Raw genomic sequence first — 24578 nt, 5'->3', positions numbered from 1 at the left:
CAGTATTGCCGCCGCCAACGACAGCCACTTCCTTGCCGCGATAAAAGAAACCATCGCAAGTTGCACAGGCAGACACGCCTTTGCCCATGAAAGCCTGTTCAGATGGCAGACCCAGGTATTGGGCAGATGCGCCAGTAGCAATGATCAGGGAGTCGCAAGTGTATTGTGCCTGGTCGCCGATCAGGCGTATCGGTTTTTCATCAAGCTTGGCGGTATGGATGTAATCAAAAATGATTTCGGTATTAAAGCGTTCTGCATGCTGCAAAAAGCGCTGCATCAGTTCTGGTCCTTGCACGCCCATAGGGTCGGCTGGCCAGTTCTCTACATCGGTGGTGGTCATCAACTGGCCGCCTTGTTCTACACCGGTGATCAGTACAGGTTTCAGATTGGCGCGGGCAGCATACACAGCTGCGGAATAACCTGCGGGGCCAGAGCCAAGAATTAATACGCGGGCATGTTTGGGTGTGGACATAGCAGTGATTAGAATAGTATGAATTACAATGCAAAATGACGTGACAGGTGAGCGATGAAACGCTCAGGTTCGAGGTAGCCTATGATGCGGCTGTCTGGCACTTCTTTGCCATTACGGTCAAACAGGATAATGCCTGGCGGACCAAACAGGGAGAAACGTTTCATCAGGGCTTTTTGCATATCGCTGTTGGCGGTCACATCCACTTGCAACAAGCGCAGTTGTTTGAGCTGGGCGCTGACCTTGGGTTCTGAAAAAGTAAACCTCTCCATCTCCTTGCAGGACACGCACCAGTCCGCATAAAAATCCAGCAACATTGGAGCGTCTGCATTCGCCAGAGTGGCTTCAAGCTCAGCTACGCTTTGTATGCGTGTGAATTTATTGTCGCTATGGTTTTTTGCGTCGCCAGCGGCCAATTGTCCGCCGCTATTCTCTGTAACGCGCAAATGTGCCAAAGGTTGCAAGGCATCTTTACCATTGCTGGCGGCACCTATCAATTCAAACATCCCCACCAGCATGAAGGTGATACCCAGGGCCCGGGCAAGGTAAAGACGCAATTTAGCTCCTGCTGGTACAGGATCAAACACATGCAGGAAGACCGCGCAGAGTATGGCGAAAGCGCCCCAGACAGCCATCATCACCGTAACAGGGAATACTGGTGACACCATCCAGATGGCGACAGCAATCAACAGCAGGCCAAACAGTTTCTTGACATGGTTCATCCAGGCACCAGCTCTTGGCAGCAGGCTACCAGCAGAGATACCTGTCAATAGCAAAGGCACGCTCATGCCTGCCGCCATGGAAAACAGCGCCCAGGCACCGATCATGACATTGCGGGTCTGGCTGATATACAACAAGGCACCCGCCAGTGGGCCAGCCACACAAGGGCCGACAATCAACGCAGATAAAGCGCCCATGATGAACACGCCAATAAATTTACCACCACTGATGTTGCCACTGGTCTGACTCAAACGGCTTTGCAGGGCACCAGGCAATTGCAATTGATAGACATCAAACATGGACAATGCCAGACCCACCAGCAAGGCACCAAACGTCAGTAAGACCCAAGGCTTTTGCAAGGCTCCGGCCAAGCCTTCACCAGCCAGGCCTGCTGCGACGCCCAGCAAGGTATAAATCATGGCCATACCCAGACAATACGACAGAGCCAGCATGAAGCCACGGCCACGCGATACATTGCCCTCGCCCACGATGATGGATGACAGGATAGGCACCATGGGCAATACGCATGGAGTAAAAGACAGCAGCAGACCAAATACCAGAAAGGCCAGGCCTATGCGCCACAAGCTGCCGCTTTGCAAGGTGCGCTGCGCCAGAGAACTGTCATCTTCTGGTGGCTTGACATCCTTGGAGGCAGTCACTGTTGGAGCAGGGGCACTGGCCGCTGCGACTTGCGCGATCTGCTCTGCAGGCACGAGACTCAACTTGCCGGGTACAGAAGTATCCACCTTGTAATGCTGTTCTGCCGGCGGATAACACAGCCCTGCATCAGCACAACCCTGATAACCTACCTTCAAAGTGAAAACCTTGTCCGCTTGGGTGACGGGCAATTCCACCACCAGTTTATCGTTATAGGTTTCAACTTCCTTGTTGAAGGTGGTGTCGAATTTGCGAATACCGTCCGGCAAGCGAGGTTCAGCAAGAGTGATGCCCTGCTCTACTGCATTGAAACTCAGGCGCTCTTTGTACAGATGATAATCCTTGGCGATGGCCCATGAGAGTACCAGGGTTTTCGCCCCACTGACATCGCGCAACTCTGCCTGCAACTGGAATGCACGTTCCGGCTCCAGAAAATCATCGGCATGGGCAAGCGGATGCAATAGAGTTGCTATCAACATTAGCAACGACACCGGCAATAGCGACAACAGCCGCAAGGCAGAAAATAATTTATAAAAATACTGCTTCATATGAACTCCTGTTTTTTTAGCAGCAAGACTGCTACCACTGCTTGCTGATACCCAGTTGTATGCTTTGCGCCTTCAGCGCTGCAAGACCGGGACTACCTTTGTGGAATAGTCGCCAGCTACCGTGCTGCTCATAGTTTTCCAGCTTGATATCGACGGTCCAGTCACTGGTCAATTGCTTGCTGAGCTTGAAGCCAAAAGTCAATGCGCCAAAACCCGACAGGCGCTGGTCAGCAGAAGTAGGCTGGGTAGAGGCGAACTGATAACCAGGCGGGAAAGGTGCACCGAGTTGCGCATCATAGACAGGGTCAAAATAGAAACTGGCCGCACTTTGGCTATACACACGTAGCGATGGTGTGATTGTCCAGCCTTGAGAAAATGGCTGTACATATTCTGCCGTCAGGGTATGTGCCTTGACATCGTAAGTGTCGCTGTAATAGCGGTAGCTGAAGCGGCCTGTGCCACCCGTGCCCAGGAAGTGGTGATTCCAGCGGGCCAACAGGGTAGTCTGGTTACGCTCTCTCGGCCTGCGATCCAGCGCCTTGTAAGGGTCAGAGAAATATCCCTCACCCCTGCTATGACTGAGCGTCAATTGGGCGATGTCTTCTGCCGTCAATATCTGCGTGACACCTGCCATGATGCTGACTGTCTTTTTAGTCTCGTTTTTAACTATCAGGTTGGTAGGATTGATACGGTCATGGCTGCCACCCAAGCCAACGGTCCAGGTCTTATTTTTGTCTTCCGAAGAAAAATTCCCGGTTGCAGACAAGGCACGTGACTCGTAATCATGCTCAGTTGAATATGCGGTACCGACTGTCAGGCTGGCACGCGGGAAGTAACGGGTAAACGCCACATCACCGGCAGTACGCTGGTCATTCATGCGCGATGCGCCTGAGATCGCGGTATGGTAGCGCGGCGAAGCACCGGATACGTCGTCTGAAGTCAGCGTGGCATCCAGTGACCAGTCTGCCCCTAGAGGAGTAATCAGTGAAAGCGAAGGCGAGTTTGCTGTAATGCGTTTCAGGCCCGCCTGCTTTTCTTCATAGTTCAGATACTTGAGGCTGAGGCTGGCATGCTCGGGCGGCGTCTCGGCCTTGACGACACCAGGCAACAGCAAGGCGGCAGTCAGCAAGGCTGTGCCCATGGTTTGCATATCAGGTGAAGCAGGCAAGGTTTCAGATCCGGTCGAGGCAATAAGGGGAACAGAAGTTTTTTCAAAAATTTTAGTCATGTCGAAATTCTCTGATTAATTGCAACCACAACCGCCACCACCCACACCGGCACCACCAGACGCTGATTCGCGGCTGGTGTAGATGTGCTCGCCATAACGGGATTCGAGTCTGTCATTTTCAAAGGTCATGGCTGTTTTCGCCAGATTGCCTTTTTCCCAGGGCTGTACGGGTTTGATCGTGCCGCAAGCAGACAGCGCCAATGCAGCGCTGGCTATCAATAACAGGGACGCGGCTTTCTTTGCTATGACCTTCATTTGATTGCTCCCAACGAGGATTTTATTTTCTCTTCCAGCGCCGCCCTGTCTGCTTCCTTGAAACCGGCATGCTCAAAAATGATTTTTCCATCCGGGCCTATCAGCACGCTACTCGGCATGCCTTTCACGCCATAGCTGCGGGGAGTAGCACCAGCCGGATCAAACGCCACCAAAAAGCGGGCTGGCGTGGTCGTCAAAAATTGGCGGGCATCTTCATTTTTTTGATCGAGATTCACGCCGATGATCTGCAAACCCTGCGCACCGTATTTCGATTGCAGCTCATTCATCCATGGGAAAGACTGGCGACAAGGCCCGCACCATGAAGCCCAGAAATCCAGATACACCAACTTGCCCTGATACTTGGCCAGATTGATATTGCCTTCCACACCCTTGAGATCAAATGCCGGGGCATTACTACCTTTATCCAGCGCCATTGCTGAGCTTGCCATGAGCAGTGCAGCAATGCCCAGTGCAAAGCGTCTTTTGTATATATTCATAGAGAATTTCATATTCCTGGCCCTATCGTTTTCATATTCTTAAACCTGAAAGCCGGACCGCAGCCCGGCTTTACTGATTAATCCTGTACCCTGGCGTGACGCGCCTGTTTCACCTGTTTCCTGCGCCAGATGATGACTGCCACAGCGAGCAAGACGAGAACAGGCAGCATGGGGTCATTGCCATCGCGGGCAACCGAGCAACCACCGCCGCCTTCATTTCTTGGTGCATTGACCGTCACAGTTGGTGTGGTCGCATTCACGGCTGTGCCTGAGAAAGCAATGTTCCAGGTCGTGCTGGTGTCAGAAGAACTGATGACGACGCTACCATTGTTAGTACCTGCATTTGTTGGTGCATAGCTGACCACCAGTTCACAAGAGGTATTTGCCTGAAGGCTGAATGGGAAGCGTGGGCAGGATGAGCTATCTACCACCGCTGCATAGGCACCACTAAAGGCGGCATTTGTCAGCGCAATCGCAGTACTGCCCGGGTTAGTCAGCGTGAAGCGTTTTACCAGGTTGGCACTGCCTATCGTGGCAGAACCAAAGTCAAAGGATTGCGGGTTGATATTTAGCGTAACAGTCTTGACAGGGATGGCTACGCCAGTGCCCGCCAACCCCACACTGAGTTGCGCACCACCATCGGTCACTACCAGGACGTTTGCGGTTTTACTACCTGCGCTGCCAGGCTTGAAGCTGGTATCGATGGTGCAGCTTGCTGCCGGACTCAGCGTGCCGTTTGTGCTGCAAGTACCGGCCAATATAAAGTCATTGAGCTGGCTGCCATTCAAGACCAGGCTGGTGATTTTCAGCGCTGCAGTGCCGGTATTACTCAGCGTGGTCTTATGCTTGGCAGAAGTGGCGCCAACCTGGGTGTCGCTGAACTGTACTGCGCCGGTATCTGACAAGACTGGTTTCGCAACCGCCTGTCTGGTCGCCGTGCCGGTAATAGCTACCTGCAAAGGTGCAGCATTGGATGTCACAGCCAGGCTTGCGCTGACATCACCCTCGACCGTCGGTGTGAATACCACGGGTACATTACAGCTTGCACCAACTGCGATGCTGCTGCCGCAAGTATTGCCTGCGCCCAGCGTAATTGCAGATGCACCACTGATCTTGATAGCTGTGAAAGTCAGTGCGACATTACCGGTATTGGATAAACTGATTTGTTGTGTCAATGGTGAAGCAGCCACCGTCTGGGCACCAAACGCTAACACACTGGGTGTTGCGGTAATGGCCGGCGAAGCTGCTGCCGCACTACCTGCAAGGCTGACCACGGCATTGCCGTTCGAGGCATTGCTGGCGATATTCAATGCTGCCGCAAAAGCACCTGCTGTGGCCGGTGTTGCCTGCAAGGTGATAGTGCACTGGCCACCTGCGGCAACCGCAGTCTGCGTACTACAGGTGCCACCAAGGCCAAAGATACCTGCATTGGCGCCACTCAAGGCAATGGAACTGAAATTCAGGGCTGCCTGGCCGCTATTGCTAATGGTAACAGTCTGCAGGGCAGACGCCGCATTCACCAGCAGCGTACCAAAGTTCAGGCTGCTGGCTGACACTGTGAGGCCAGCCTGGGCAGCGGCATTACCGGTGCCGCTCAGCGTAACCAGACTGACGCCGCCGGTCGCATTGTGGCTGATATTGATACTGGCAGTACGGCTACCTTGTGCCGTTGGCTTGAATGTAGAGAGCACAGTGCAACTGGCACTTGGTGCCAGTGAAGTACCACCTGCGCAACTACCACCTGTGAGGTTAAAATCGCTGGCTGATCCGCCTGTCAGTGCAATCGAAGTGATATTCAATGCGGCAGACCCGGTATTGCTGAGAGTAGTACTCAGGGCAGTGCTGGTCTGTCCTACCGTGGTTCCGGTAAATACCAGACTGGCTGGTGAAACTGTGGCTATAGGCCCTGCTACGACGCTGGGGTTGCCTATGAATGCAGCAAGGTCAGCGATTTCATCTGCGGTGAATTTATTCCTGTATAAATTCCCCATGCCGCCTTTATTCTGGGCAAAGGCATTGCTGATTTCCGTTGGATTATTCGCTCCACGCAAAATACCGTTGACGTTATTGGCCGGAGTGGCGCCATGGCAGGCGGTGCAACTAGTACCACCGCCGGTTGGACCATTCAGGTACAGGCTTTTGCCATTCAGGGCATCTGCAGCATAAGCTGCTGACATGCCCGCAACCAACACAGTTCCCAAAGCAGCCCCCAGCACACTGAGCTGCCGTAGCGAGCGCGTAAAACGAAAATGCAAGTTCATCATAGTTTCCTTCAATGATTAATTTTTTTACTGCATGCAAACACCAAGAGCCATTCCATTGAATACGGCATGGGTCAATGCACATAATCTCCAGTCACGCGTCGCCTGGTACAACATCGCCAGCAGCAAGCCTGGTAAAAAAACAGCAGACACTACTGTCCAACCTGATGTCAGATGCAAGCCACTGAACGCCGTTGCAGACAGCAACACCGGCATCAGCCTTGCATGGCTACCCGGCTCATAAAACCGCTCTATCAGGTATTGCTGCAAACCGGCACGCACGACCAACTCTTCCAGCACCGGTGCCAGCAGCAATAGCCGCAACAGGGTTGCCATATCCACTGACCACAACTGATTTCCACACATCGCTTGATGAATAAAAAGAGGAGAGATAAGGTTCATCGATAAGCAATGCGGGTGGATTAAAAGAGATTTTCTTCACATGAAAAAAATAGGCCTCTTCGTTTGTTTCAAGCGGTTAATGCGCGAATCATTGAAATTGGTTCAAAGAAAAATTAAATATTTTTTGACGCAAGAAAAAAACATCAGCAATTAGTGAATTTGCAGACGATTTTTTTTAATGACAACCTGAAGAGAAAAATACAGAGGGAGAAGATAAAAATATCGTCATGGCGATGCGCTACAATCATTTGCGAACGCTTGCATTGAACAAGATGTGGCAGATGACTAGTTGACCAGGAAGCACTGTCATTTAAATAACAAGCCCTCATCAGGCTGATGCCAAATATTTTTTACGCCGACATGAACCTTTTCCACCTGAGCAGGTATTAACAGCTAATCGAGGAGAGTGCAGGCATGTTTGAGAATTGGGGATGGCGAGGTAAAACCGACAAGAAACGTCCAGATACCCCGGAAGCGCAGGAAGTTGAGTTGATCACTTTGATTGCAAACGCCGATCGCCAGGCGTTTGAGGTCTTGTATCGTCTGTACTTTGGCAGGTTGGCCAGGTTTCTGGACAAGATGACACGTGATACGCATCTGATAGAAGAAATAGTCAACGATACAATGCTGGTCGTCTGGCAAAAAGCGCCCAGCTTTAACCATACCTCCCGCGTATCCACCTGGGTATTTGCGATCGCCTATCGCCAGGCCTTGAAAGCCATCAACAGTTTTGATGAAGCAGTCGAATCCGATTTTGAGCATCATGCAGCAGAGACCAGATACGAGCCAGAACAGCAGATGTCAGCCCAGCAGCTTGATGCTGACCTGAGCCGCGCCCTGCGTGCCCTGCCCATGGAGCAACGCATAGTCGTCAGCCTCACTTATTATCATGAGATGGGATACAAGGAAATCGCTGAAACCATGGAATGCCCGGTCAATACCGTCAAGACCCGGATGTTCCACGCCAGACAGCGTTTGAGATTCATGCTTTCCGACAGCATGGAGGAAATATTATGAACACGAAAACTAACCAGCTTCATCCGCATGATGAAGCTGCCCATAGTCAGGTGCAGGACCTGCTGCCCTGGTATGCCAACAATACCCTGCAAGCTGATGAACAGCAGTTGGTGCGAGCGCATTTGCAAACCTGCACTGCATGTCAGGATGATCTGCAATCGCAACTAGAACTAGAACTAAAACTGAAACTGAAGGCTGGTGAACCGGCGGCAAGTACAGTCCCAGATGTGGACAAAGCCTTCGCCCGTCTTTTACCAAAGCTGGATGTGCAAGTACAAGCAGCCAAAGTTAAAAATACCAATAACTTCATGGCAGGTTTGCGGACGCTGTTTACTGCAGATGGCAAGGCTCCTGCGCGTTGGGGAATGGCAGCCATGGCAGCACAAACTGCCATCATTGTCGGACTGGTCGCGTTTATGGCACTGCCCAGGCAGGACGACAGCAGTTATCGAGTACTTGGCAGCGGTGAGCGTTCTTCCGGTAATATTGTGGTTGTATTCAAACCTGAAACCACAGTCAAAGACATACAACGCATCATGTCCATCAACGATGCCCGCATCATCGATGGCCCCACAGTCACCAATGCCTACCTGCTCAATGTCGATGATGCCAGGCTGGAGCAAAGCATCAGGGAACTGCGCTCTGAAGCGGGGATAGAACTGGTTGAATCCCTGGGTTCGGGAGCTGCAAAATGAAAGCACGCTGGAGTAATCGTCTAAGTCAAGTCGGCCTTTGCTTTTTCCTCGCATTGACAACGCTATCGGGTGCCAGACTGGCCAGTGCTGATACTGTCGTTGAACAGGAACAGAACACAGCAAAAGAACCTGAAGCCAAGCGCCGGATACTGGTCATGCTGCACTTGCCGGCGCCGCATTTTCGTCCGGATGTCAGTTATAGCGGCGGTTACAGCAATGATGTCAGCCGCACCGCGCGCCGCCGCATCGCAGAAGAACTGGCGCGCGCTCATGGCCTGAAACTGCTGGAAGACTGGCCCATGCCAGTGCTGAATGTGGATTGCTTTGTCATGGAAGAAAGCGATGCCATCTCTGAAGAACAGACCATCGCCAGCCTGAGCAAGGACGCGCGTGTAGCCTGGGTGCAGACCATCAACACCTTTGATGCACAGGCAAAAAGTGACCCGCTATTCCCGGTCCAGCCCGCGAATAAATACTGGCAGCTTGATGAGATACGCAAGATTGCGACTGGCCGCAATGTGGTAGTCGCCGTCATCGACAGCGGGGTAGAAATCAAGCACCCTGATCTGGCCGGGCAAATCTCGCTGAATCAAAACTTCATTGATGGTAATCCTTATGTCGGTGAAAACCATGGCACAGGCGTGGCTGGCGTTATCGCAGCGCGCGCTGGCAACGGTGTTGGCATCGAAGGCATTGCGCCGAATACGCATGTCATGGCCCTCAGAGCCTGCTGGCAAGAGCCAGAAAATAAAACCAGGTGCAATAGCTTTACCTTGGGCAAGGCACTTAATTTCGCCCTGACGCAAGGTGTACAAGTAATCAACATGAGTTTGTCTGGCCCACCTGACCGCCTGCTGAAACAATTGCTCGATGCTGCCATTTCACGCAATATCAAAATCGTCGGCGCCATGGACCCCAACCGTGCAGATGGCGGCTTCCCGGCTTCACATCCCGGTGTGTTTGCGGTGGCAGACAGCAAAACCAGATTGCTGGCGAATGACATACTGGTTGCGCCAGGACGTGATATTCCTACGACGGCACCGGGGGCACGCTGGAGCTTTGTTTCTGGTTCATCGTACTCGGCTGCACATATCTCGGGCATGATGGCCTTGCTCAGTGAACTGAAGCCATCAGCCAGCCTTGCACAAATACGTGCTGACCTGGTGGTTAATCCGGTGAGCCAGGGTGATGCCAATATCAGTGGACAAGTCAACCTGTGCGCCACCCTCAGCAGGCTGACGAATAAATGTGCCTGCTCCTGCCATTTGACGCCATCTTCAGCAACGGCAGCACATCAACCCTAGCAGACATACGATATATCCCATGTATCTTCATTAAGGAATGGTATTGCTTAAATTTTGCGTGATCCTGGTCTTTTCCATGTTTGCTGTTGCTGGCAAGGCATGCGCACAAGTCAGTGGCAGTATCACGCTTGCTTCCGACTATAGTTACCGCGGTATTTCGCTGAGTAATGAGCAGCCAGTGGCGCAATTAAACCTGGTCTATGATGCGCCAGACGGCTGGTATGCGGGTGCTTTCGGCTCAAAAGTTAAATTGAACGGGAATAGCAGCGACGGTGAACAAATCTTGCTGTATTCGGGATTTTCTCAACGGCTGCGCAGCGGTTTGATCTGGGAGTCTGGTGCTATAGCGGCACTTGTCCCCAAATCTACCGACCTCAATTACGGTGAGGTGTTTACCGGTCTGATGTTCGACAATCTCAGCGCAAGAATTTATTACTCTCCCAATTACGTAGGCCTCAATGCCAAAAGTCTGTATCTGGAAGCCAATGCAGACTACCCGTTGCAAGAGCGTCTGGATCTGTTTTCTCACATAGGCTGGCTGGTTTATCCAGACGGTAAAGTCGGGCTGATCAACCGCAACCGCGTGGATGTGCGCATAGGCGTAGGCAGCAATTTCTCTTCCTGGAAGTTACAACTGGCTTACGGCATCACCAGACCACAGCAAAGTTACAGCACAGGAAAGTACCAGAGCAATTCCCGCAACAGCCTGGTATTCAGCGCCAGCTATTTATTCTGACAGATTTGCCTCATTTGTCGCGTTTGCCGTATTTCCTACTAAGTAAAGCAAGCTGGCCCATACTTTCAGCGTCCCTTGATTTTTCTTCAATACAGCAATATTTCACCAGCAGATATTGCGATGCAAAAATAATGCTTACAAATTAAGCAGGCTAGCGCTAAAATGCGTTATTAACAAATAATGCTGCATTGCGCCATTTTTTAAGGCCATTTAAAACAGAATATCGTTTTAAAGACTTTTAGCTTATTGCTGCCTCATCCCCCACTCTGGAGAGTTTCATGTCTTTGCTTACTGAACAATTATCATCTGCTGCCCAGAACCAATTGGCGAAACAAATTGCTGTTTTCCAGGCCTGGTCACAACTGGCCTTTGGCGGTCTGGAAAAGCTGATCGCCCTGAATTTTAATACTGCCAAACAGTCACTGGAAAATGCGAATAGCGTAACCCATGATTTGCTTGCTGCCACACAAGCACAAGAATTGCTGCACTTGGGCCGCTCGCAGGCTCAGCCACAATTTGAAAAAATCCTGTCCTATGGCCGCGAACTGGCCGCCATCAGCATCGATACCCGCACTGAATTGTGGCAAATCGTCAGCAAGCAAAGTACTGCTGAGATAGTTGCTACAGTTGCCGTTGCTACGCCAGCGCTTAAAGCCGCGCCTGCCGAAGTTACAAAACCAGTCGTTACAAAACCAGTAGTCACAAAACCAGTCGTTACAAAACCAGCGGTCAAAAAACTCGCTGCCAAACCTATTGCAGCGACCAAGCAACTGACCTTGCTGGCTGAGCCAGAAGTCAAACCGGCAAAAGCACCTGCCAAGCCGAAAGCTGTTGCCAAGGTCGCAGAAAAGCCAGTAGCCAAAGTCGCGGCCAAAGCACCTGCGGCGAAAGCAGAAGTAAAACCGGCTGTAGCGAAACCATCTGAAGTCAAGCCAGAAACGGCCAAACCAGTAGTGGCAAAATCAAGCAAAGCAGCCAAAACTGAAGCTGCAAAAAAACCTTTGAAAACCAGCACAACAACAGTTGAAGCTGCACCAGCTCCCGTTCCAGTCGTCACGCCGGCAGAACCATTGCCAGCAGCAACGACATCTACCATAGAAAAAACTTTGGACAAGAAAACTACCCCGGCTAAAAAGCCAGCAGCAAAAACTGAGGCGACAGAAACTACCGCAGCAACTAAAGCCGCAACTAAAGCAGATAGCAAACCTGCAGACAGCAAACCTGCCGCCAGTACTGAGAAAAAATCTGCTGTGAAATTTCCATTTCCAGCCACGCCAAATTTGAAGAAAGCACCTGGCTTTCCAGCCAATAACGGTAAGCCAGCCTACAAGGCAAAATCCAGCGCCGCCACTGGTGCGAAGAAGCCAGTTCGCCAATAATCAGAGCAGGCAATAAAATAAGCCGCAGTGCTGATCAGCTTTGATCGGCATTGCGGCTTTATCACATCTGCTGACTGTCTCTAAGCCCTATTCATCCTGACGGCTGCCCTTGCGATAATCAGAAGGACTGCTACCGGTCCAATGTTTGAATGCGCGGCAAAAACCAGTGGCATCAAAAAAACCAAGATCAAAAGCGAGCGCTGCTACTCCCACGTTTGAATTTGTCAGTCTGTGGACGGCAATATCGCGTCGCAGCCCGTCTTTCACCGCCTGGAAATGTGTTCCTTCTTCTGCAAACCGACGGTTCAATGTGCGCACGGAAGTGTGCAATGCCTTTGCGAGATCCTGTATTGTCACTGGCTGGGCAATATGCTGTTCAAGATACTCGCGCGTTTTGGCCGCCACCGAAGCACGATGAAATGCACTGAAGGTCCAGTCTTCCGGCGCACGTTTCAGGAATGCCCATAGCTCGTGCTTCTCGCGTTTGAATAACTCTGCACAATCCTGGTAAGAAAAATAAATGCTCGTCATGCCAGCATCGAAGCTCACCTCGCCAGGATACAGGAAGGCATAGTCATCCGCATGCCTGGGCCTGGCGAAGCTGAACTCGACACGATGCAGGTTAATTTCCCTGCCCAGCAGCCAGGATGCGATGCCGTGTATCAGCTTCATCATCAACTCATGCCCGAGTGGCGTGACCTGCGTACCAGGTGTTCTTTCTGCCAGAGCCAGCCTTACCAGATTATTTTTGGTTGAAATCTGCAGCCGGTAATCGTCCAGCAGCAAATTCCAGAAGCGGACAAAACGATTCAATGCGACCAGCACGGTTGGCGCGTCCAGCAGGCTGAGCATCAGGTATTTCAGCGTGCCGGTTCGGATGGGCCGCGACCACAGCCCCAGCATCTCATCATCCAGTGTCGCCGCGACTGTCCTGTATAGCGCGACGTACTGTTGACGCGTCAGCCGCGCATCAGGCTGCTGCAGCAGAGACTGAGGGATAGCCGCGCTCGCCAGCACCTGCGCTGCCACTTTTTCTCCATGGTGGGTGCGCACGAAGTGCAGCATGCCATGCAGGAAATGGGCTGAAACAGTAACAGTGCTTTGCCAGGATAGCGTCATAGTCCTTTTATTATGGCGCATTTTGCATATTCATTGGCGTGATGTGTCAATTTTTCTTTCGCCATCAATCTATACTAGGCTCTGATTTCTACGACACCTGATGTGTGCCTTAGCCGCTGCATGGCGTATTTTGCTTATCGTAATCTGCGCATTTTCATTGATCAAAACAGGAGCATGATGTGAATACAAGACGAATCGTAGTGACAGGCATGGGTATAGTGTCGCCGCTAGGCTGTGGCGTCGAAGCTGTATGGCAGCGCCTCTTGAACGGCCATTCAGGATTGGCTTTACTGCCTGAAGAAGTCACTGAAGGGATCGCAGCTAAAGTTGCTGGCGTCGTACCCGATTTGTCACCAGACCGCCCATGGGGATTTGACCCCGCCCTCTCCGTGGAACCCAAGGACCACAAGAAAATGGACAGATTCAGCCTGTTTGCCCTGGCCGCAGCGCAGGAGGCCTTGAACCAGGCGCGCTGGCAGCCGGGCACTGACAGCGAACGTGAAAGAACGGCCACCATCGTCGGCTCAGGCGTGGGTGGGTTCGGCGCTATTGTTGATGCCGTGAGAACCACTGATGGTCGTGGGCCAAAACGGCTTTCGCCTTTTACCGTCCCGAGTTTTCTGGCCAATATGGCAGCCGGGCACATTTCCATACGCCATGGCTTTCGCGGTCCGCTAGGTGCACCTGTCACCGCATGCGCCGCCAGCGCGCAGGCGATTGGCGACGCAGCGCGCTTGATACGTGCAGGTGAAGCCGATATTGCCTTGTGTGGCGGGGCCGAGGCCTGTATAGATCGCGTCAGCTTTGGCGCATTCGCTGCCGCAAGAACCATGTCCACCAGCTTCAATGAGCATCCCACGCAGGCATCGCGGCCCTTTGATATCGAGCGTGATGGCTTTGTCATGGGAGAAGGCGCTGGCATGCTGGTCATTGAAGAACTCGAACATGCATTGCGCCGTGGCGCCACGCCAATCGCCGAGCTGCTGGGCTATGGCACCAGCGCTGACGCGTATCACATGACTTCTCCGCCCGCTGACGGCGACGGTGGCCGACGCGCCATGGAACTAGCGATACGGCAAGCCGGGCTAGTGCCCGGACAGATAGGGCATTTGAACGCCCACGCAACATCAACACCAGTCGGCGACATCAGTGAGCTGGCTGCCATCAGAGCGATATTCGGAACAGGCCGCGGCCCCGCAGTATCTGCCACAAAATCCTCGACAGGACATTTGCTCGGGGCAGCTGGTGGTGTGGAAGCGATCTTCACAGTGCTTGCCTTACGTGACCAGATGGCACCTCCGACACTAAACCTCGCACAGCCAGATCCGGCAGCGGATGATATAGACATAGTTACCGGAACGGCCCGCAAAATAGCTACGGACTATGCCATCTCCAATGGCTTCGGTTTTGGTGGCGTCAATGCCAGTCTGGTATTTCGTCGATTTTGATTTTTATGAAGAGTTGAAAGAAGAATTGAAATGCAGGCATACATGAAAAATGTATCTCTAAAGCAAAAATTATACTTTTTCCCCGTCATTTAGCTCTGAAATTGCCTTGCAGTGTCATTTGATCGCTTAGAATGAATCAAACATCTGGCGATAATAAAATGAATCTTTACCAGTTAGCGGGCGTGTTGTGCATAGTGGGTACCTTTACGATGAGTCAAAGTGTATATGCACAAGAACCCATCACAGTTGCCTGGCGTATAAAGCCGCCACATCAATACCTGGAAAATGGCGTAGAAAAAGGCGTATTGCTTGAGCGGGCCAAACAGGTCTTCAGTAACGCGCAAATTCCGCACCGCTTTGTCGAAGAACCGGCAAAACGTATCTGGAGTAATTTTTCTGCTGGCACCAAGAATTATTGCTCATTTGGCTGGTACCGTATTCCGGAGAGAGAAACCCTGGTGCAGTTTTCCGAAGTCTTTCATACTGACCCGCCGCATACCCTGCTGGTCAGCCCGGCTGCGGCCAAACAAGTGACCGCACATCGCACACTGAAATCACTGATGTCTGACCCCAGCCTGACGCTGGGTATCGTTGATGCAGTGTCATATGGCCCTGAACTGGATGCCATGTTCACGACCACTAAAAACAAGGTCGAACGCAGCACTACCCTGCCCATGATCATGGCACGCATGGTAGCCGCCAACCGCGCATCCTATATGCTGATAGACAGGGAAGACTGGGAATACCTGAAAGACAAGGAAGAAAGCCTGAGCCAGACCACGCAAATGGATTTACAAGGCATGCCTGCAGGCTTGAACCGCTATATCGTGTGCAGCAAGGACGTCAGTGCTGAGCAAATGCGCAAGATCAATACGGCTTTGCTCAAGATTTATCCGGTAAGGAAATGAAGTTTGACAGGGTGCCTGGCTACACCAGCTTTTCCCAGTCCTCTCTTAGCAAGGCATACATCGCGATATCCCTATGTTTTCCATGAGTGAAGAGAGCGCCGCGGGCAATGCCTTCTTTTTCGAAGCCGCAATTAATTGCCACTTTCTCTGAAGCGACATTATCAACATTCATATGAATTTCCAGGCGATTGATAAGCAGCGTGCTGAACAGATAATTCCTGAGCAACTTGACGGCCTCAGTCATGATGCCTTTGCCTCGCAGGTTCTTGACGAACATGCCATAACCAATTTCGCGGGAATTGAAATACGGTACCGTCTTGAAATGAAAAACACGGCCTATCATCTTGCCGTTTTCATCGATGATTAAAAACGTCTCCGACTGCTCTTTGGAACGCGATTCATCGTCAAATTTTTTCTCTGCCGCACCTGGCAATAGCAATTCCTGAGATAAGAAATCACCCTTGGCATCGGGGTGATTCATCATATCCGTCAGCGTCGTGACATCTTCTTTTCTGACGTGGCGAAGGTGAAAACAACTTCCTTTAATCATGCGCATCTCCCTTTACTAAACCATTGCATTTGTTGAGCAATGTAGAAGATGGACAAGGATCAGGGGCAAGAGTTCCTGTCAAGTCAGGAAATTATCACTCAAAAACATGCAAAGAATTACATCTCCAGCAAACGCCTTTGCCTTTCTTTTTCCTCAAAGATGGCGGACTCGATCTCTTCCATGACAGCGCCCAGATCAACCGGACGGGTATCTTGTGCGACAACGCCTGTCAATACGGTTTCTGGTGTCAACAAGCCTGCAGTAAACAGCTTCCAGATTTCCTTGCCAAACTTGCTGCCATTGAGTTCTGGCGCAAACTGGCCGAAGTAGGTCGCCAGATTATTAACGTCGCGTTCCAGCATGACGCCCGCCTCGGTATTGCTGGCGGCATCAATCGCCTGTGGCAGATCAATGATGACTGGCCCTTCTTCATCGACGAGGATATTGAATTCAGACAAATCACCATGGATGACACCAGCGCACAACATCAGCACTACCTGATGCAATAACTGCCCGTGGTATTTTCTTGCCAGCTCAGGTGTCAATTCCACATCGTTGAGGCGGGGGGCTGCATTGCCGTCGGCATCCGTCACCAGGTCCATCAACAATACGCCCTCATGGCAGATATACGGCCTGGGCACTTTGACACCGGCGGCAGCCAGGCGATACAAGGCATCGACTTCGGCGTTTTGCCAGACTTCTTCCTGCATCTTGCGGCCATAGCGCGTGCCTTTTTCCATGGCGCGGGCCTGGCGGCTGTTCTTGACCTTGCGGCCTTCCTGGTAAGACGCAGCATTTTTAAAACTGCGCTGACTGGCTTCTTTATAGACTTTGGCACAACGAATTTCTTCGCCGCAGCGCACGACATACACGGTGGCTTCCTTGCCACTCATGAGCTGGCGCATGACTTCGTCAATCAAACCTTCTTCCTGCAGGGGCTGCAGTCGTTTTGGTGTTTTCATCCGGTCTGCGTGCTTAGGCTTTGCGTGGCTTGCCGCCAGTTTTTACCAGCTTGACTGGGGCATGACCGCGTGACTTGTTGCGCATGTCATAAATCGTCTTGGCATCCTGCTCTGCCCGCTCTTGTGTACGCATTTCAGGAACATCGTCATGCTTGCTAAAAAACTCGGCGGCCTGGGCACGCATCACATGCTTGATGGCTTCATCATCGCTAAGGTCAAATCTCTCTGTCATTAAAGTCGTGACTTCATCCAGATATTCTTCATAGGTCATCATGCTGGTTTTTCCTGTCTGTCATGAAGTGCGTTTGGAAACTGCGGCTGTGGATGCATTGTATCCATGGCAATCTTTATAACGAATATAGTCTATAAAATGGGCGTACTCTATAGGGCAGCTTGCTGCCTGAAAGATTACGCCGAAAGACCAGTATTGTACACGTGCTACCCGCTGACAACGGTGTTGCGCCTGTTCTCGGCTACAATGCCGCCTTCCCCGAAAAATTCCAGCCTGGATATTATTGTATGAGTATCATCATCCATGAGGCCTTGCGCGCCTATATAGACCCCCTGACCGAGCATGAATTTACTGCTCTGGAACGTAGCATCCTGACGGAAGGCTGCCGTGATGCCCTGGTATGCTGGGGTGATATCCTGATCGACGGTCATAACCGCTACGCGATTTGCCAGCGTCATAACCTACCCTACAATATTGTTCAAAACGACAACTTCAGCAATATAGAAGACGTGCAATTGTGGATGATAGACAACCATCTGGGTCGTCGCAGCGTCACTGACTTCCAGCGCGGCATGCTGGCCTTGCGTAAAAAGGAAATCGTGCTGGCCCGCATGAAGGCACAGGAAGAACAGTCACCATCAGACAATGCGGAAAGCGAAGTCGCTGTCCCGGTTGTCAAACCTACCCAAAGCCGCCAGGAAATCGCCCGCCTCGCAGGCATCAGCAGCAATGCCGTGGTGCAGATAGAAAAAATCCAGAAAGCGGCAGCACCTGAACTGGTACAGGCCGTGCGCGATGGCACCATCTCCATCAGTGCTGCGGCAGCCATTGCCTCTCTGCCCAATGAAGATCAGGTCGCCGCTGTAGCCGGTGGCCGCAAGGAATTGCAACAAGCCGCCCGTCAGGTCAGGGAAAAAGTACGTGAACAAAAAGCCCCGGCCAAGGCAGTTGCGGCTGAAGCCGCCGCGCCTGCAGCTATAGAAGGTCGGCAAGACAGCGCCAGCAGCAGCGGTGTCGATGAACTCAGCAACCTGCGTCAACAAGTTATGCACTTGCAAACTGAAAACAGTGAATTGCTGAGCCAGATTGCAGCACTGAAAGCCCAACTGGCCGGCTGACCAAACTGAAGAGAGCGGATATGAAAAAACCCCGGCAAAGCCTTTCCAGCCTGTTCCTGAAGCAGGTGCCAGCGGCTGAGCGCGAGCATATCCGCCGTCTCAAAGAAATACAAAAAGTACATGAGGGCCGCCCCTTTCACTTCGATGATGGCAATCTGCGTATCATGTACCTGAACCCCAAGTGCATGCAAAGCGCGATGAAACTGGATGCGCCGGATGAACTGGTGTGTGCCTACTCACGCACTGTCTTGGGCCTGCTCATGTTCCACCCACAGCCCCGCCATATCTTGTTGATAGGCTTGGGTGGCGGCTCCCTGGTTAAATACTGCTATCGCCATCTACCAGACTGCCGCATCACTGTGCTGGAAATCAATGCTGACGTGATCGCCATGCGTGAGCTATTCATGCTGCCACCGGACGATGAACGACTGCAAGTCATCCATTGCGACGCAGTGACCCACTTGCAGGACAATACTTATGATGCCGATGTCTTGCTGCTGGACGCCTATGATGAAAATGGCCTGGTAGCGGACTTGAACACGGCAGAGTTTTATGCAATCTGCCATGCCAATCTGGTCGCAAATGGCATCATGGTTGCCAATGTCTGGGGCAAACCCAGTGCCCTGGCTGGCATGTTGAGCCGCTTGCGCCAGCAGTTTGCGCGCCAGGTCAGCTGGACGCGTTCACCTGACAGCTACAACCTGATTGTGTATGCCATTAAGGGTGCATTGAACCAGGCTGATGAGCATGCGATAAAGACTTTGTCAGACCAGCATCCATCCTTGCAATTTTCTGCATTGCAGGACAAGCTGCTCAGCCTGCCCTTGTCTGCCGATTACGCTGATACAGAAGAAGAACTGGCTGCACTCAAACTAAGCCTGTCAACCATCATGGTGCCAGACGCCAATGTCCCGCAAAACTATGCGGACTGGAAAAAGCAGATAGGCGAATAAGCAAACATCAAGATGTAAGCAAAACAGTTTAAGTACAACTAATGGCTATCCATACTATGAGGATAGCCATGAAAGCCCTGATCTTGCTTAGCTTGTTTGCTTATGCCACCAGCAACGCACAAGCCGCCGAAATCTGCAGTAAATCCAGCCCCGCACATACTGTCGCCCTGCTTGAGCTATACACGTCTGAAGGCTGCGACAGCTGCCCGCCCGCCGACAAAACCATCAGCCGTCTGTATCAAAGCACTGGTTTGAACAGTGAGCAAGTCATTCCCGTGTCCCTGCATGTTGATTATTGGGATTACCTGGGCTGGAAAGATGTGTTTGCCAAAAAGACTTATACCGACAGGCAAAGAACTCTGGCTGATCTGGCGAATAGCCGCACTGTTTATACGCCAGAAATCTTCATCGCTGGCAAAGAATTGCGTAGCTGGCGCAATGGCATGGCAGATGACATACGCCGTATCAATCAACAAGCTGCCGCGGCATCATTGCGTCTGGGCATAGAAAAACTGGCAGACAACAAGCTGTTTGTCACTCTGCAAGGCAATAGCAGGCAAGATGCAAAGCTGCATTTTGCCCTGCTTGAGCAAGGCCTGGTCAGCAAGATACAGGCGGGTGAAAATCGCGGAGCCACTTTACAGCATGACTTTGTCGCAAGGGAATGGGGAGATGCTTATCCACTCAGCGCTGGCAAGGCAGCAAGCTTTGCCGCCCAACTGAGTGTACCCGCCAATGCCAAACGCAAGAACCTGTCGGTGCTGGCGTTTGCCCAGGACAAGCAAGGCAATGTCCTGCAGGCACTTAGCCTGCCACTCTGTGAGGCTCTGCAGCAATAACACTGCTCACGCCAGTTTTTTGATGGCTGGCGACAAAATTCACAGGCCTGGTCTTATTTTTTAAGCAAGCAAGGCATAAATGGCTTAGACTTTCTGCACTTTCCTGCCAGTCGCCAAAGGAGCCATCGCCGTGAATATCATCGTCGCCTTGCTGCACCATATCGCCGCCTTTACTTTGGTCAGCACTTTGCTGGCAGAACTTGTACTGGTGCGCCAGCCGCTTACCGTATCATCGGCCAGAAGCCTGCGCTTTATCGACAGCATCTATGGCATGAGCGCCATGCTCATCATCGTGCTGGGAGTCTTGCGCGTGATGTACTTTGAAAAAGGGCAGGATTACTATCTGCATAACCATGCCTTCATGCTCAAGATGACGGCTTTCATCGTCGTTGGCCTGTTATCCATCTATCCTACCGTGGTATTCCTGCGCTGGGGCAAGGCGGTCAAGCAAAGTCAGTTGCCGGTATTTCCTGATGCACAGGCCAGTACCATACAAACCATATTGAAACTGGAACTGGCTGGCATCATCTTCATTCTCGCTGGTGCGGTAGTCATGGCCAAGGGTTACAGTATGTAAAACGGCATGATTTTGATGAACACAGGCGACAAGAAAAGTTGTGTAAATGCCTGATTTCTGGCAATCTTTCCACATCATATAGTGCAGCCATCGCGCATGGCAGCATAACTATCCGGGACATTGCCATGTATGACGAAAACGACTTTACCGCCGTATCCAAGTTCCTGAAGCTGGGCATTAAAATCTCGTTCAGGAACCCCATGGGGCAAAACCCGTCCTTTCAATCGACCTTTCCCACTCCCAAGGGGGCCACTGTCACCCTGGATGAAAAGAGCCTCTATGATGTAGAGCGCAAACTGCGTGCCCTGATAGGCAGCGATGTACCGGTCAAGACCAAGCTGGCGCCATTCACTTATCTGGGGACGAATTTCCGCGGTTTGCTGTACTGTACCAAGGGCTCCAATGAATACATAGTGCAAGAGACGCACGACCTGTTTGGCACAGAATCCAAGCGCATCGTACGTACTGCTGAACACTTCATACAGCTCCTTAGCTAGTTCCTGCCATGCCAATGTGGCGCCCTTGATATGGCGCTTCTGATACAGAGCTGGCATCCAATCCAGCCCCGTTTCCAAAACCCTTATTACTGGCTTTTCGTCAATCACCGACGAAAGCCGTCATTCGCCGAAAGGAGCGCGACAAGTGACTTTGCTTTGCGTATCTTGATCTTACGGAACAAAAACACAGAAGTTTTTGATAATAAGAAAGGTCAAGATATGTCTGCAAATTCTGAAACCCAGCGTCACAGCAAAGGCAATTTGTTTTTCGGCCTTACTCTGATAGTCGCAGGTAGCGTCTTTTTGATGGATCGCCTGGATGTAATACAGGCGCTTGATTACTGGTTCTTGCTGCCAGCCATGATCGCCATAGGCGGCCTCGTCGATATCATCAGTCCTGGCAAGCCTGAACATATTGCCAAGGGCTGTTTCAGTCTGGTCTTTGCCCTGTGGCTATATGTCTCGATAGAACATTTGTGGGGCTGGAGCTTTCGCACCAGTTGGCCTTTGCTATTGATCGCCTTTGGCATCCAGCATCTGGTTGGTGGGTTGCTGGCGGCCAGAGACGCGCAAAAATAAATATCTACCTTATCGACAACGAATACTCACCAATACCGGATCATTATCATGAAAAACAATAACCCTCAAGGCCGCATCCTGATCGGGGGCATGCTCCTGATTTTTGGCGCGCTGGCCCTGCTCGACAATCTGAACCTGTTCAACGTACGAGAAGTCTTTCACTTCTGGCCCATGGTCTTCATCTTCGTCGGTGCCTTGAAGATTTCAAAAAGCGACACTACGGCAGGCTACATCATAGGCTGCGGCTTTGTTGGCCTGGGTGCTTTGTTGATACTGCATCACATGGGCATCATTTATTTCCGCATGCGTGACTGGTGGCCCGTATTCATGATTTTTGCCGGCCTCATGGTGATCTTCAAGGGCAAGATAGGCGATCAGGAAAAACTAATCAACAATGGCACGAACCAAGATGCGATCTGTAATATCGTCGCCGTCATGAGCGGCAACAAGTTGCAAAACAGCTCCCAGGATTTTCGCGGCGGTGAAATCAATTGCATCATGGGTGGCGTGGAACTGGATTTGCGTGCTGCGTCGATGCAGTCAGAAGCAACCCTGAATGTATTTGCCATGTGGGGCGGCATCGTCCTCAAGATACCAAATGACTGGACTGTGGTTTCGCATGGCTCGCCCATACTCGGTGGCTTTGATGATAAAACCGTGCCACCGATGCTGAATGCGAAGAAGCTTTACATCAAGGGTTATGCCGTCATGGGTGGCGTTGAAATAATCAACTAAAGATAAAGATTCATGCACCCTATTCTGTCAGACCGCCGCCGCTTCCTGGTCTATCTCATTGCCTGGATGATGACAGGGGTGCTGATCGCCAGGCTGCTGGTGGCAGCTGATCTGGCAAACTGGTCATTTGCTCTGCTATTCTCTTTACCTTTGGCCCTGTTTGGCAGCTTCCTGACTTCTTCAGCCTATTTTGTTTGTCGCTCAATTCCCTTCAACCGTCGCAGCTTCAGCCTGGCTGCATTGGTGTTTGCCGGTGCAGCCCTGATTTCTGGCCTTAGCTGGCTGGGACTGTGTTATGGCTGGAACCGGGTATTGGTATTGGCATCAGATGATGTGGAGGTGCTACACCTGAGCAGTCATTTGCTGGTGCTGTTTTTCATCACCGGCTTTGCAGTTTACCTGCTGGCCTTGCTGGCCTTTGATGTATATATTGCCTTCGACAATATACGTGAGGCAGAAAGACGGGAAGCAGCCTCGCGATTGCTGGCAAGAGACGCTGAACTACAGGTCTTGCGCTCGCAAATTGACCCGCACTTCCTGTTTAACAGCCTCAATTCCATCAGTGCCCTGACAGCGATTGATGCTACTGCTGCACGGACGATGACGATAGCCCTTGCTGACTTTTTCAGGCAAACCCTGGCGATTGCCGAAAAAGAAAAAATCAGCCTCAAGGATGAATTGCGCCTGTGCGAAAACTTCCTGGCGGTAGAAAAAATCCGTTTTGGCAAAAAGCTGGATACAGAGTTTGAAGTTACGGAAGAAGCAGAAAGCGCCCTGATCCCCCCCATGATACTGCAACCCTTGCTGGAAAATGCCATCAAGCATGGCATACGTAATTTGCCCAAGGGCGGGCTCATCAGGGTGACGATATTCCAGCGCGAAGGCTGGCTGCATATTGCGGTAGAAAATCCCGTCAGCGCTGAGCCCGTCAACAGTACGGGCAATGGCCTCGGCCTGGTCAACCTGCGCCAACGTTTTTTTGCCTTGTATGGCGAACAGGCGCGTGTCAGCTGGCAGCGTGGAGATGAAAAGTTTACGCTGGAAATGGCTTTACCTTTTGAACCCAATAATCAAACCCAATAATCATCTATAAGCATGAGCAAGTATGAATAAGCGCTTACAAGTCCTGATCGTCGATGACGAAGAACTGGCCCGCAGATTATCACTGGAATATTTGCGTGCTCATCCTGACCTCGACGTCATAGGCGAATGCGAAACCGGGCTGGAAGCTGTCGATGCCATCAACAAACTCAATCCCGACCTAGTCTTGCTGGACATACAGATGCCGCAATTGTCAGGGCTGGAAGTGCTGGAACTGACAGGTAGGCGCAGCGGCGTGATCTTCACGACGGCCTATGATCAATATGCGCTGAAAGCCTTTGACCTGCATGCGGTTGACTATCTCCTCAAACCCTATTCCCAACAGCGTTTTGACGAAGCACTGGGCAAGGCACGCAAGCTGCTCATACAGGAAACCTCAGCCAACTCACCTACCTCGCCTAACTCATCAAGCACGCAAGCCCTGGAAACAATGCTGGCCCAGCAAAGCGAGAAACTGCAACGTCTGCTGATACGTGACCGTGGGCAGGTACATGTCGTGCCACTGGAAAGCATAGATTATGTCGAAGCCCAGGACGACTATATCCTTATCCATGCGGCAGGCAAATCGTATATGAAAACCCAGAGCCTGTCTGAACTTGAAAGCCAGCTTGATGCTGGCAAATTTGTACGGGTACACCGCTCTTTCCTGGTACAGATCACTGCAGTACAGTCAATGGAAAAAACCAGCAAGGACAGCCAGGTTGCTGTCCTGAAAAGCGGTACCCAGGTACCTGTCAGCCGGGCAGGCAATGAACGCTTACGTGCCTTGCTGAGTTAGTTTCTGGGAGCTTG

The 24578-nt window shown here is 51.6% G+C and carries 27 protein-coding genes; 16 read left to right on the top strand and 11 right to left on the bottom strand.

Translation table 11 applies throughout. From position 1 onward, the window contains the following. The 7 genes from ACO0LI_RS26570 to mrtJ all read right to left on the bottom strand — a co-directional run. Positions 1 to 472: FAD-dependent oxidoreductase (locus ACO0LI_RS26570; RefSeq protein WP_423036464.1), on the bottom strand; the 472-nt coding region annotated here is incomplete at its 3' end. A 23-nt stretch (positions 473 to 495) separates the two neighbouring features. Next, complete coding sequence (dsbD, locus tag ACO0LI_RS26565) at positions 496 to 2394, bottom strand: protein-disulfide reductase DsbD (RefSeq protein ID WP_423036462.1); 1899 nt, start codon at positions 2392 to 2394, stop codon at positions 496 to 498. Between the two features lie 31 nt (positions 2395 to 2425). Then, positions 2426 to 3622 (bottom strand): DUF3570 domain-containing protein, encoded by a 1197-nt coding sequence (locus ACO0LI_RS26560; RefSeq protein ID WP_423036460.1) that lies wholly within the window; start codon positions 3620 to 3622, stop codon positions 2426 to 2428. A 15-nt stretch (positions 3623 to 3637) separates the two neighbouring features. Beyond that, a complete protein-coding gene (locus ACO0LI_RS26555; RefSeq protein WP_423036458.1) occupies positions 3638 to 3877 on the bottom strand; it encodes a DUF4266 domain-containing protein in 240 nt (79 codons plus the stop codon). Beyond that, on the bottom strand, positions 3874 to 4374 hold the full coding sequence (locus ACO0LI_RS26550) for a TlpA family protein disulfide reductase (RefSeq protein WP_423036456.1): 501 nt from the start codon (positions 4372 to 4374) through the stop codon (positions 3874 to 3876). The genes ACO0LI_RS26555 and ACO0LI_RS26550 overlap by 4 nt, the downstream gene beginning before the upstream one ends. Positions 4375 to 4451: 77 nt before the next feature. Next, positions 4452 to 6635: a choice-of-anchor D domain-containing protein gene (locus ACO0LI_RS26545; RefSeq protein WP_423036454.1), complete on the bottom strand. Its 2184-nt coding sequence runs from the start codon at positions 6633 to 6635 to the stop codon at positions 4452 to 4454. 27 nt (positions 6636 to 6662) lie between these two features. Further along, positions 6663 to 6971 carry a JDVT-CTERM system glutamic-type intramembrane protease MrtJ gene (gene mrtJ / locus ACO0LI_RS26540; protein ID WP_423036452.1) on the bottom strand — a complete coding sequence of 103 codons (309 nt, stop codon included), beginning with the start codon at positions 6969 to 6971 and terminating at the stop codon, positions 6663 to 6665. A 480-nt stretch (positions 6972 to 7451) separates the two neighbouring features. On the opposite strand from mrtJ, the gene ACO0LI_RS26535 reads away from it, so the two are divergent. From ACO0LI_RS26535 to phaP, 5 genes are all read left to right on the top strand, one after another. Then, positions 7452 to 8054: an RNA polymerase sigma factor gene (locus ACO0LI_RS26535; RefSeq protein WP_423036450.1), complete on the top strand. Its 603-nt coding sequence runs from the start codon at positions 7452 to 7454 to the stop codon at positions 8052 to 8054. Next, on the top strand, positions 8051 to 8749 hold the full coding sequence (locus ACO0LI_RS26530) for a zf-HC2 domain-containing protein (RefSeq protein WP_423036448.1): 699 nt from the start codon (positions 8051 to 8053) through the stop codon (positions 8747 to 8749). The genes ACO0LI_RS26535 and ACO0LI_RS26530 overlap by 4 nt, the downstream gene beginning before the upstream one ends. Then, on the top strand, positions 8746 to 10053 hold the full coding sequence (locus ACO0LI_RS26525) for a S8 family peptidase (protein WP_423036446.1): 1308 nt from the start codon (positions 8746 to 8748) through the stop codon (positions 10051 to 10053). The genes ACO0LI_RS26530 and ACO0LI_RS26525 overlap by 4 nt, the downstream gene beginning before the upstream one ends. Positions 10054 to 10096: 43 nt before the next feature. Next, positions 10097 to 10789 carry a TorF family putative porin gene (locus tag ACO0LI_RS26520; RefSeq protein WP_422953484.1) on the top strand — a complete coding sequence of 231 codons (693 nt, stop codon included), beginning with the start codon at positions 10097 to 10099 and terminating at the stop codon, positions 10787 to 10789. A gap of 278 nt (positions 10790 to 11067) precedes the next feature. Continuing rightward, positions 11068 to 12168, top strand: a complete 1101-nt coding sequence (gene phaP / locus ACO0LI_RS26515) for a TIGR01841 family phasin (protein WP_422953485.1) — start codon at positions 11068 to 11070, stop codon at positions 12166 to 12168. A gap of 87 nt (positions 12169 to 12255) precedes the next feature. On the opposite strand, the gene ACO0LI_RS26510 is transcribed toward phaP, so the two are convergent. Beyond that, entirely contained in the window at positions 12256 to 13308 is a 1053-nt protein-coding gene (locus tag ACO0LI_RS26510) for an AraC family transcriptional regulator ligand-binding domain-containing protein (RefSeq protein WP_423036444.1), read from the bottom strand. Positions 13309 to 13466: 158 nt separating this feature from the next. Between ACO0LI_RS26510 and fabF the strand changes: the two genes are divergently transcribed. Continuing rightward, entirely contained in the window at positions 13467 to 14735 is a 1269-nt protein-coding gene (fabF, locus tag ACO0LI_RS26505; protein ID WP_422953487.1) for a beta-ketoacyl-ACP synthase II, read from the top strand. 158 nt (positions 14736 to 14893) lie between these two features. Continuing rightward, positions 14894 to 15643, top strand: coding sequence for a hypothetical protein (locus ACO0LI_RS26500; RefSeq protein ID WP_423036442.1), 750 nt, complete (start codon positions 14894 to 14896; stop codon positions 15641 to 15643). 19 nt (positions 15644 to 15662) lie between these two features. Here the strand turns inward: ACO0LI_RS26500 and ACO0LI_RS26495 are convergent, their stop codons facing one another. The 3 genes from ACO0LI_RS26495 to ACO0LI_RS26485 form a co-directional block, all read right to left on the bottom strand. Further along, the gene (locus tag ACO0LI_RS26495; RefSeq protein WP_423036440.1) at positions 15663 to 16193 is read right to left on the bottom strand and encodes a GNAT family N-acetyltransferase; all 531 of its coding nucleotides are present in this window, start codon (positions 16191 to 16193) and stop codon (positions 15663 to 15665) included. Positions 16194 to 16309: 116 nt separating this feature from the next. Beyond that, positions 16310 to 17155, bottom strand: a complete 846-nt coding sequence (locus tag ACO0LI_RS26490) for a PA4780 family RIO1-like protein kinase (protein WP_423036438.1) — start codon at positions 17153 to 17155, stop codon at positions 16310 to 16312. Positions 17156 to 17168: 13 nt separating this feature from the next. Beyond that, positions 17169 to 17426, bottom strand: coding sequence for a hypothetical protein (locus ACO0LI_RS26485; RefSeq protein WP_422953521.1), 258 nt, complete (start codon positions 17424 to 17426; stop codon positions 17169 to 17171). A 248-nt stretch (positions 17427 to 17674) separates the two neighbouring features. Here ACO0LI_RS26485 and ACO0LI_RS26480 point away from each other — a divergent pair, with 248 nt between their 5' ends. The 9 genes from ACO0LI_RS26480 to ACO0LI_RS26440 all read left to right on the top strand — a co-directional run bounded on the left by ACO0LI_RS26480 (position 17675) and on the right by ACO0LI_RS26440 (position 24564). Next, a complete protein-coding gene (locus tag ACO0LI_RS26480; RefSeq protein WP_423036436.1) occupies positions 17675 to 18505 on the top strand; it encodes a hypothetical protein in 831 nt (276 codons plus the stop codon). A gap of 20 nt (positions 18506 to 18525) precedes the next feature. Next, positions 18526 to 19458 carry a fused MFS/spermidine synthase gene (locus ACO0LI_RS26475; protein WP_423036434.1) on the top strand — a complete coding sequence of 311 codons (933 nt, stop codon included), beginning with the start codon at positions 18526 to 18528 and terminating at the stop codon, positions 19456 to 19458. A 68-nt stretch (positions 19459 to 19526) separates the two neighbouring features. Beyond that, positions 19527 to 20297 carry a DUF1223 domain-containing protein gene (locus ACO0LI_RS26470; protein ID WP_423036432.1) on the top strand — a complete coding sequence of 257 codons (771 nt, stop codon included), beginning with the start codon at positions 19527 to 19529 and terminating at the stop codon, positions 20295 to 20297. 130 nt (positions 20298 to 20427) lie between these two features. Beyond that, a complete protein-coding gene (locus ACO0LI_RS26465; protein WP_423036430.1) occupies positions 20428 to 20874 on the top strand; it encodes a DUF2214 family protein in 447 nt (148 codons plus the stop codon). A 125-nt stretch (positions 20875 to 20999) separates the two neighbouring features. Continuing rightward, on the top strand, positions 21000 to 21371 hold the full coding sequence (locus ACO0LI_RS26460) for a hypothetical protein (protein WP_146218944.1): 372 nt from the start codon (positions 21000 to 21002) through the stop codon (positions 21369 to 21371). Positions 21372 to 21590: 219 nt separating this feature from the next. Continuing rightward, positions 21591 to 21950 (top strand): LiaI-LiaF-like domain-containing protein, encoded by a 360-nt coding sequence (locus tag ACO0LI_RS26455; RefSeq protein WP_423036428.1) that lies wholly within the window; start codon positions 21591 to 21593, stop codon positions 21948 to 21950. A gap of 48 nt (positions 21951 to 21998) precedes the next feature. After that, positions 21999 to 22685, top strand: coding sequence for a LiaI-LiaF-like domain-containing protein (locus tag ACO0LI_RS26450; protein ID WP_423036426.1), 687 nt, complete (start codon positions 21999 to 22001; stop codon positions 22683 to 22685). A gap of 12 nt (positions 22686 to 22697) precedes the next feature. Beyond that, the gene (locus ACO0LI_RS26445) at positions 22698 to 23768 is read left to right on the top strand and encodes a sensor histidine kinase (RefSeq protein ID WP_423036424.1); all 1071 of its coding nucleotides are present in this window, start codon (positions 22698 to 22700) and stop codon (positions 23766 to 23768) included. A gap of 22 nt (positions 23769 to 23790) precedes the next feature. After that, complete coding sequence (locus ACO0LI_RS26440) at positions 23791 to 24564, top strand: LytR/AlgR family response regulator transcription factor (protein ID WP_422953499.1); 774 nt, start codon at positions 23791 to 23793, stop codon at positions 24562 to 24564. The last annotated feature ends 14 nt before the right edge of the window (positions 24565 to 24578 follow it).

The sequence above is a fragment of the Undibacterium sp. Tian12W genome (assembly GCF_049339405.1).
Taxonomy (GTDB): domain Bacteria; phylum Pseudomonadota; class Gammaproteobacteria; order Burkholderiales; family Burkholderiaceae_D; genus Undibacterium.
Note: the sequence above shows the minus strand (reverse complement) of the source record. Positions and strands in the feature narration are given on the sequence as shown.

Excerpts from the sequence above, each read along its gene's own strand:
- dsbD (WP_423036462.1), bottom strand. The coding sequence starts at position 2,394 with ATGAAGCAGTATTTTTATAAATTATTTTCTGCCTTGCGGCTGTTGTCG.
- ACO0LI_RS26560 (WP_423036460.1), bottom strand. The coding sequence starts at position 3,622 with ATGACTAAAATTTTTGAAAAAACTTCTGTTCCCCTTATTGCCTCGACC.
- ACO0LI_RS26555 (WP_423036458.1), bottom strand. The coding sequence starts at position 3,877 with ATGAAGGTCATAGCAAAGAAAGCCGCGTCCCTGTTATTGATAGCCAGC.
- ACO0LI_RS26550 (WP_423036456.1), bottom strand. The coding sequence starts at position 4,374 with ATGAATATATACAAAAGACGCTTTGCACTGGGCATTGCTGCACTGCTC.
- ACO0LI_RS26545 (WP_423036454.1), bottom strand. The coding sequence starts at position 6,635 with ATGAACTTGCATTTTCGTTTTACGCGCTCGCTACGGCAGCTCAGTGTG.
- mrtJ (WP_423036452.1), bottom strand. The coding sequence starts at position 6,971 with ATGGCAACCCTGTTGCGGCTATTGCTGCTGGCACCGGTGCTGGAAGAG.
- ACO0LI_RS26535 (WP_423036450.1), top strand. The coding sequence starts at position 7,452 with ATGTTTGAGAATTGGGGATGGCGAGGTAAAACCGACAAGAAACGTCCA.
- ACO0LI_RS26530 (WP_423036448.1), top strand. The coding sequence starts at position 8,051 with ATGAACACGAAAACTAACCAGCTTCATCCGCATGATGAAGCTGCCCAT.
- ACO0LI_RS26525 (WP_423036446.1), top strand. The coding sequence starts at position 8,746 with ATGAAAGCACGCTGGAGTAATCGTCTAAGTCAAGTCGGCCTTTGCTTT.
- phaP (WP_422953485.1), top strand. The coding sequence starts at position 11,068 with ATGTCTTTGCTTACTGAACAATTATCATCTGCTGCCCAGAACCAATTG.
- ACO0LI_RS26510 (WP_423036444.1), bottom strand. The coding sequence starts at position 13,308 with ATGCGCCATAATAAAAGGACTATGACGCTATCCTGGCAAAGCACTGTT.
- ACO0LI_RS26500 (WP_423036442.1), top strand. The coding sequence starts at position 14,894 with ATGAATCTTTACCAGTTAGCGGGCGTGTTGTGCATAGTGGGTACCTTT.
- ACO0LI_RS26495 (WP_423036440.1), bottom strand. The coding sequence starts at position 16,193 with ATGATTAAAGGAAGTTGTTTTCACCTTCGCCACGTCAGAAAAGAAGAT.
- ACO0LI_RS26490 (WP_423036438.1), bottom strand. The coding sequence starts at position 17,155 with ATGAAAACACCAAAACGACTGCAGCCCCTGCAGGAAGAAGGTTTGATT.
- ACO0LI_RS26485 (WP_422953521.1), bottom strand. The coding sequence starts at position 17,426 with ATGACCTATGAAGAATATCTGGATGAAGTCACGACTTTAATGACAGAG.
- ACO0LI_RS26480 (WP_423036436.1), top strand. The coding sequence starts at position 17,675 with ATGAGTATCATCATCCATGAGGCCTTGCGCGCCTATATAGACCCCCTG.
- ACO0LI_RS26475 (WP_423036434.1), top strand. The coding sequence starts at position 18,526 with ATGAAAAAACCCCGGCAAAGCCTTTCCAGCCTGTTCCTGAAGCAGGTG.
- ACO0LI_RS26470 (WP_423036432.1), top strand. The coding sequence starts at position 19,527 with ATGAAAGCCCTGATCTTGCTTAGCTTGTTTGCTTATGCCACCAGCAAC.
- ACO0LI_RS26460 (WP_146218944.1), top strand. The coding sequence starts at position 21,000 with ATGTATGACGAAAACGACTTTACCGCCGTATCCAAGTTCCTGAAGCTG.
- ACO0LI_RS26455 (WP_423036428.1), top strand. The coding sequence starts at position 21,591 with ATGTCTGCAAATTCTGAAACCCAGCGTCACAGCAAAGGCAATTTGTTT.
- ACO0LI_RS26450 (WP_423036426.1), top strand. The coding sequence starts at position 21,999 with ATGAAAAACAATAACCCTCAAGGCCGCATCCTGATCGGGGGCATGCTC.
- ACO0LI_RS26445 (WP_423036424.1), top strand. The coding sequence starts at position 22,698 with ATGCACCCTATTCTGTCAGACCGCCGCCGCTTCCTGGTCTATCTCATT.
- ACO0LI_RS26440 (WP_422953499.1), top strand. The coding sequence starts at position 23,791 with ATGAATAAGCGCTTACAAGTCCTGATCGTCGATGACGAAGAACTGGCC.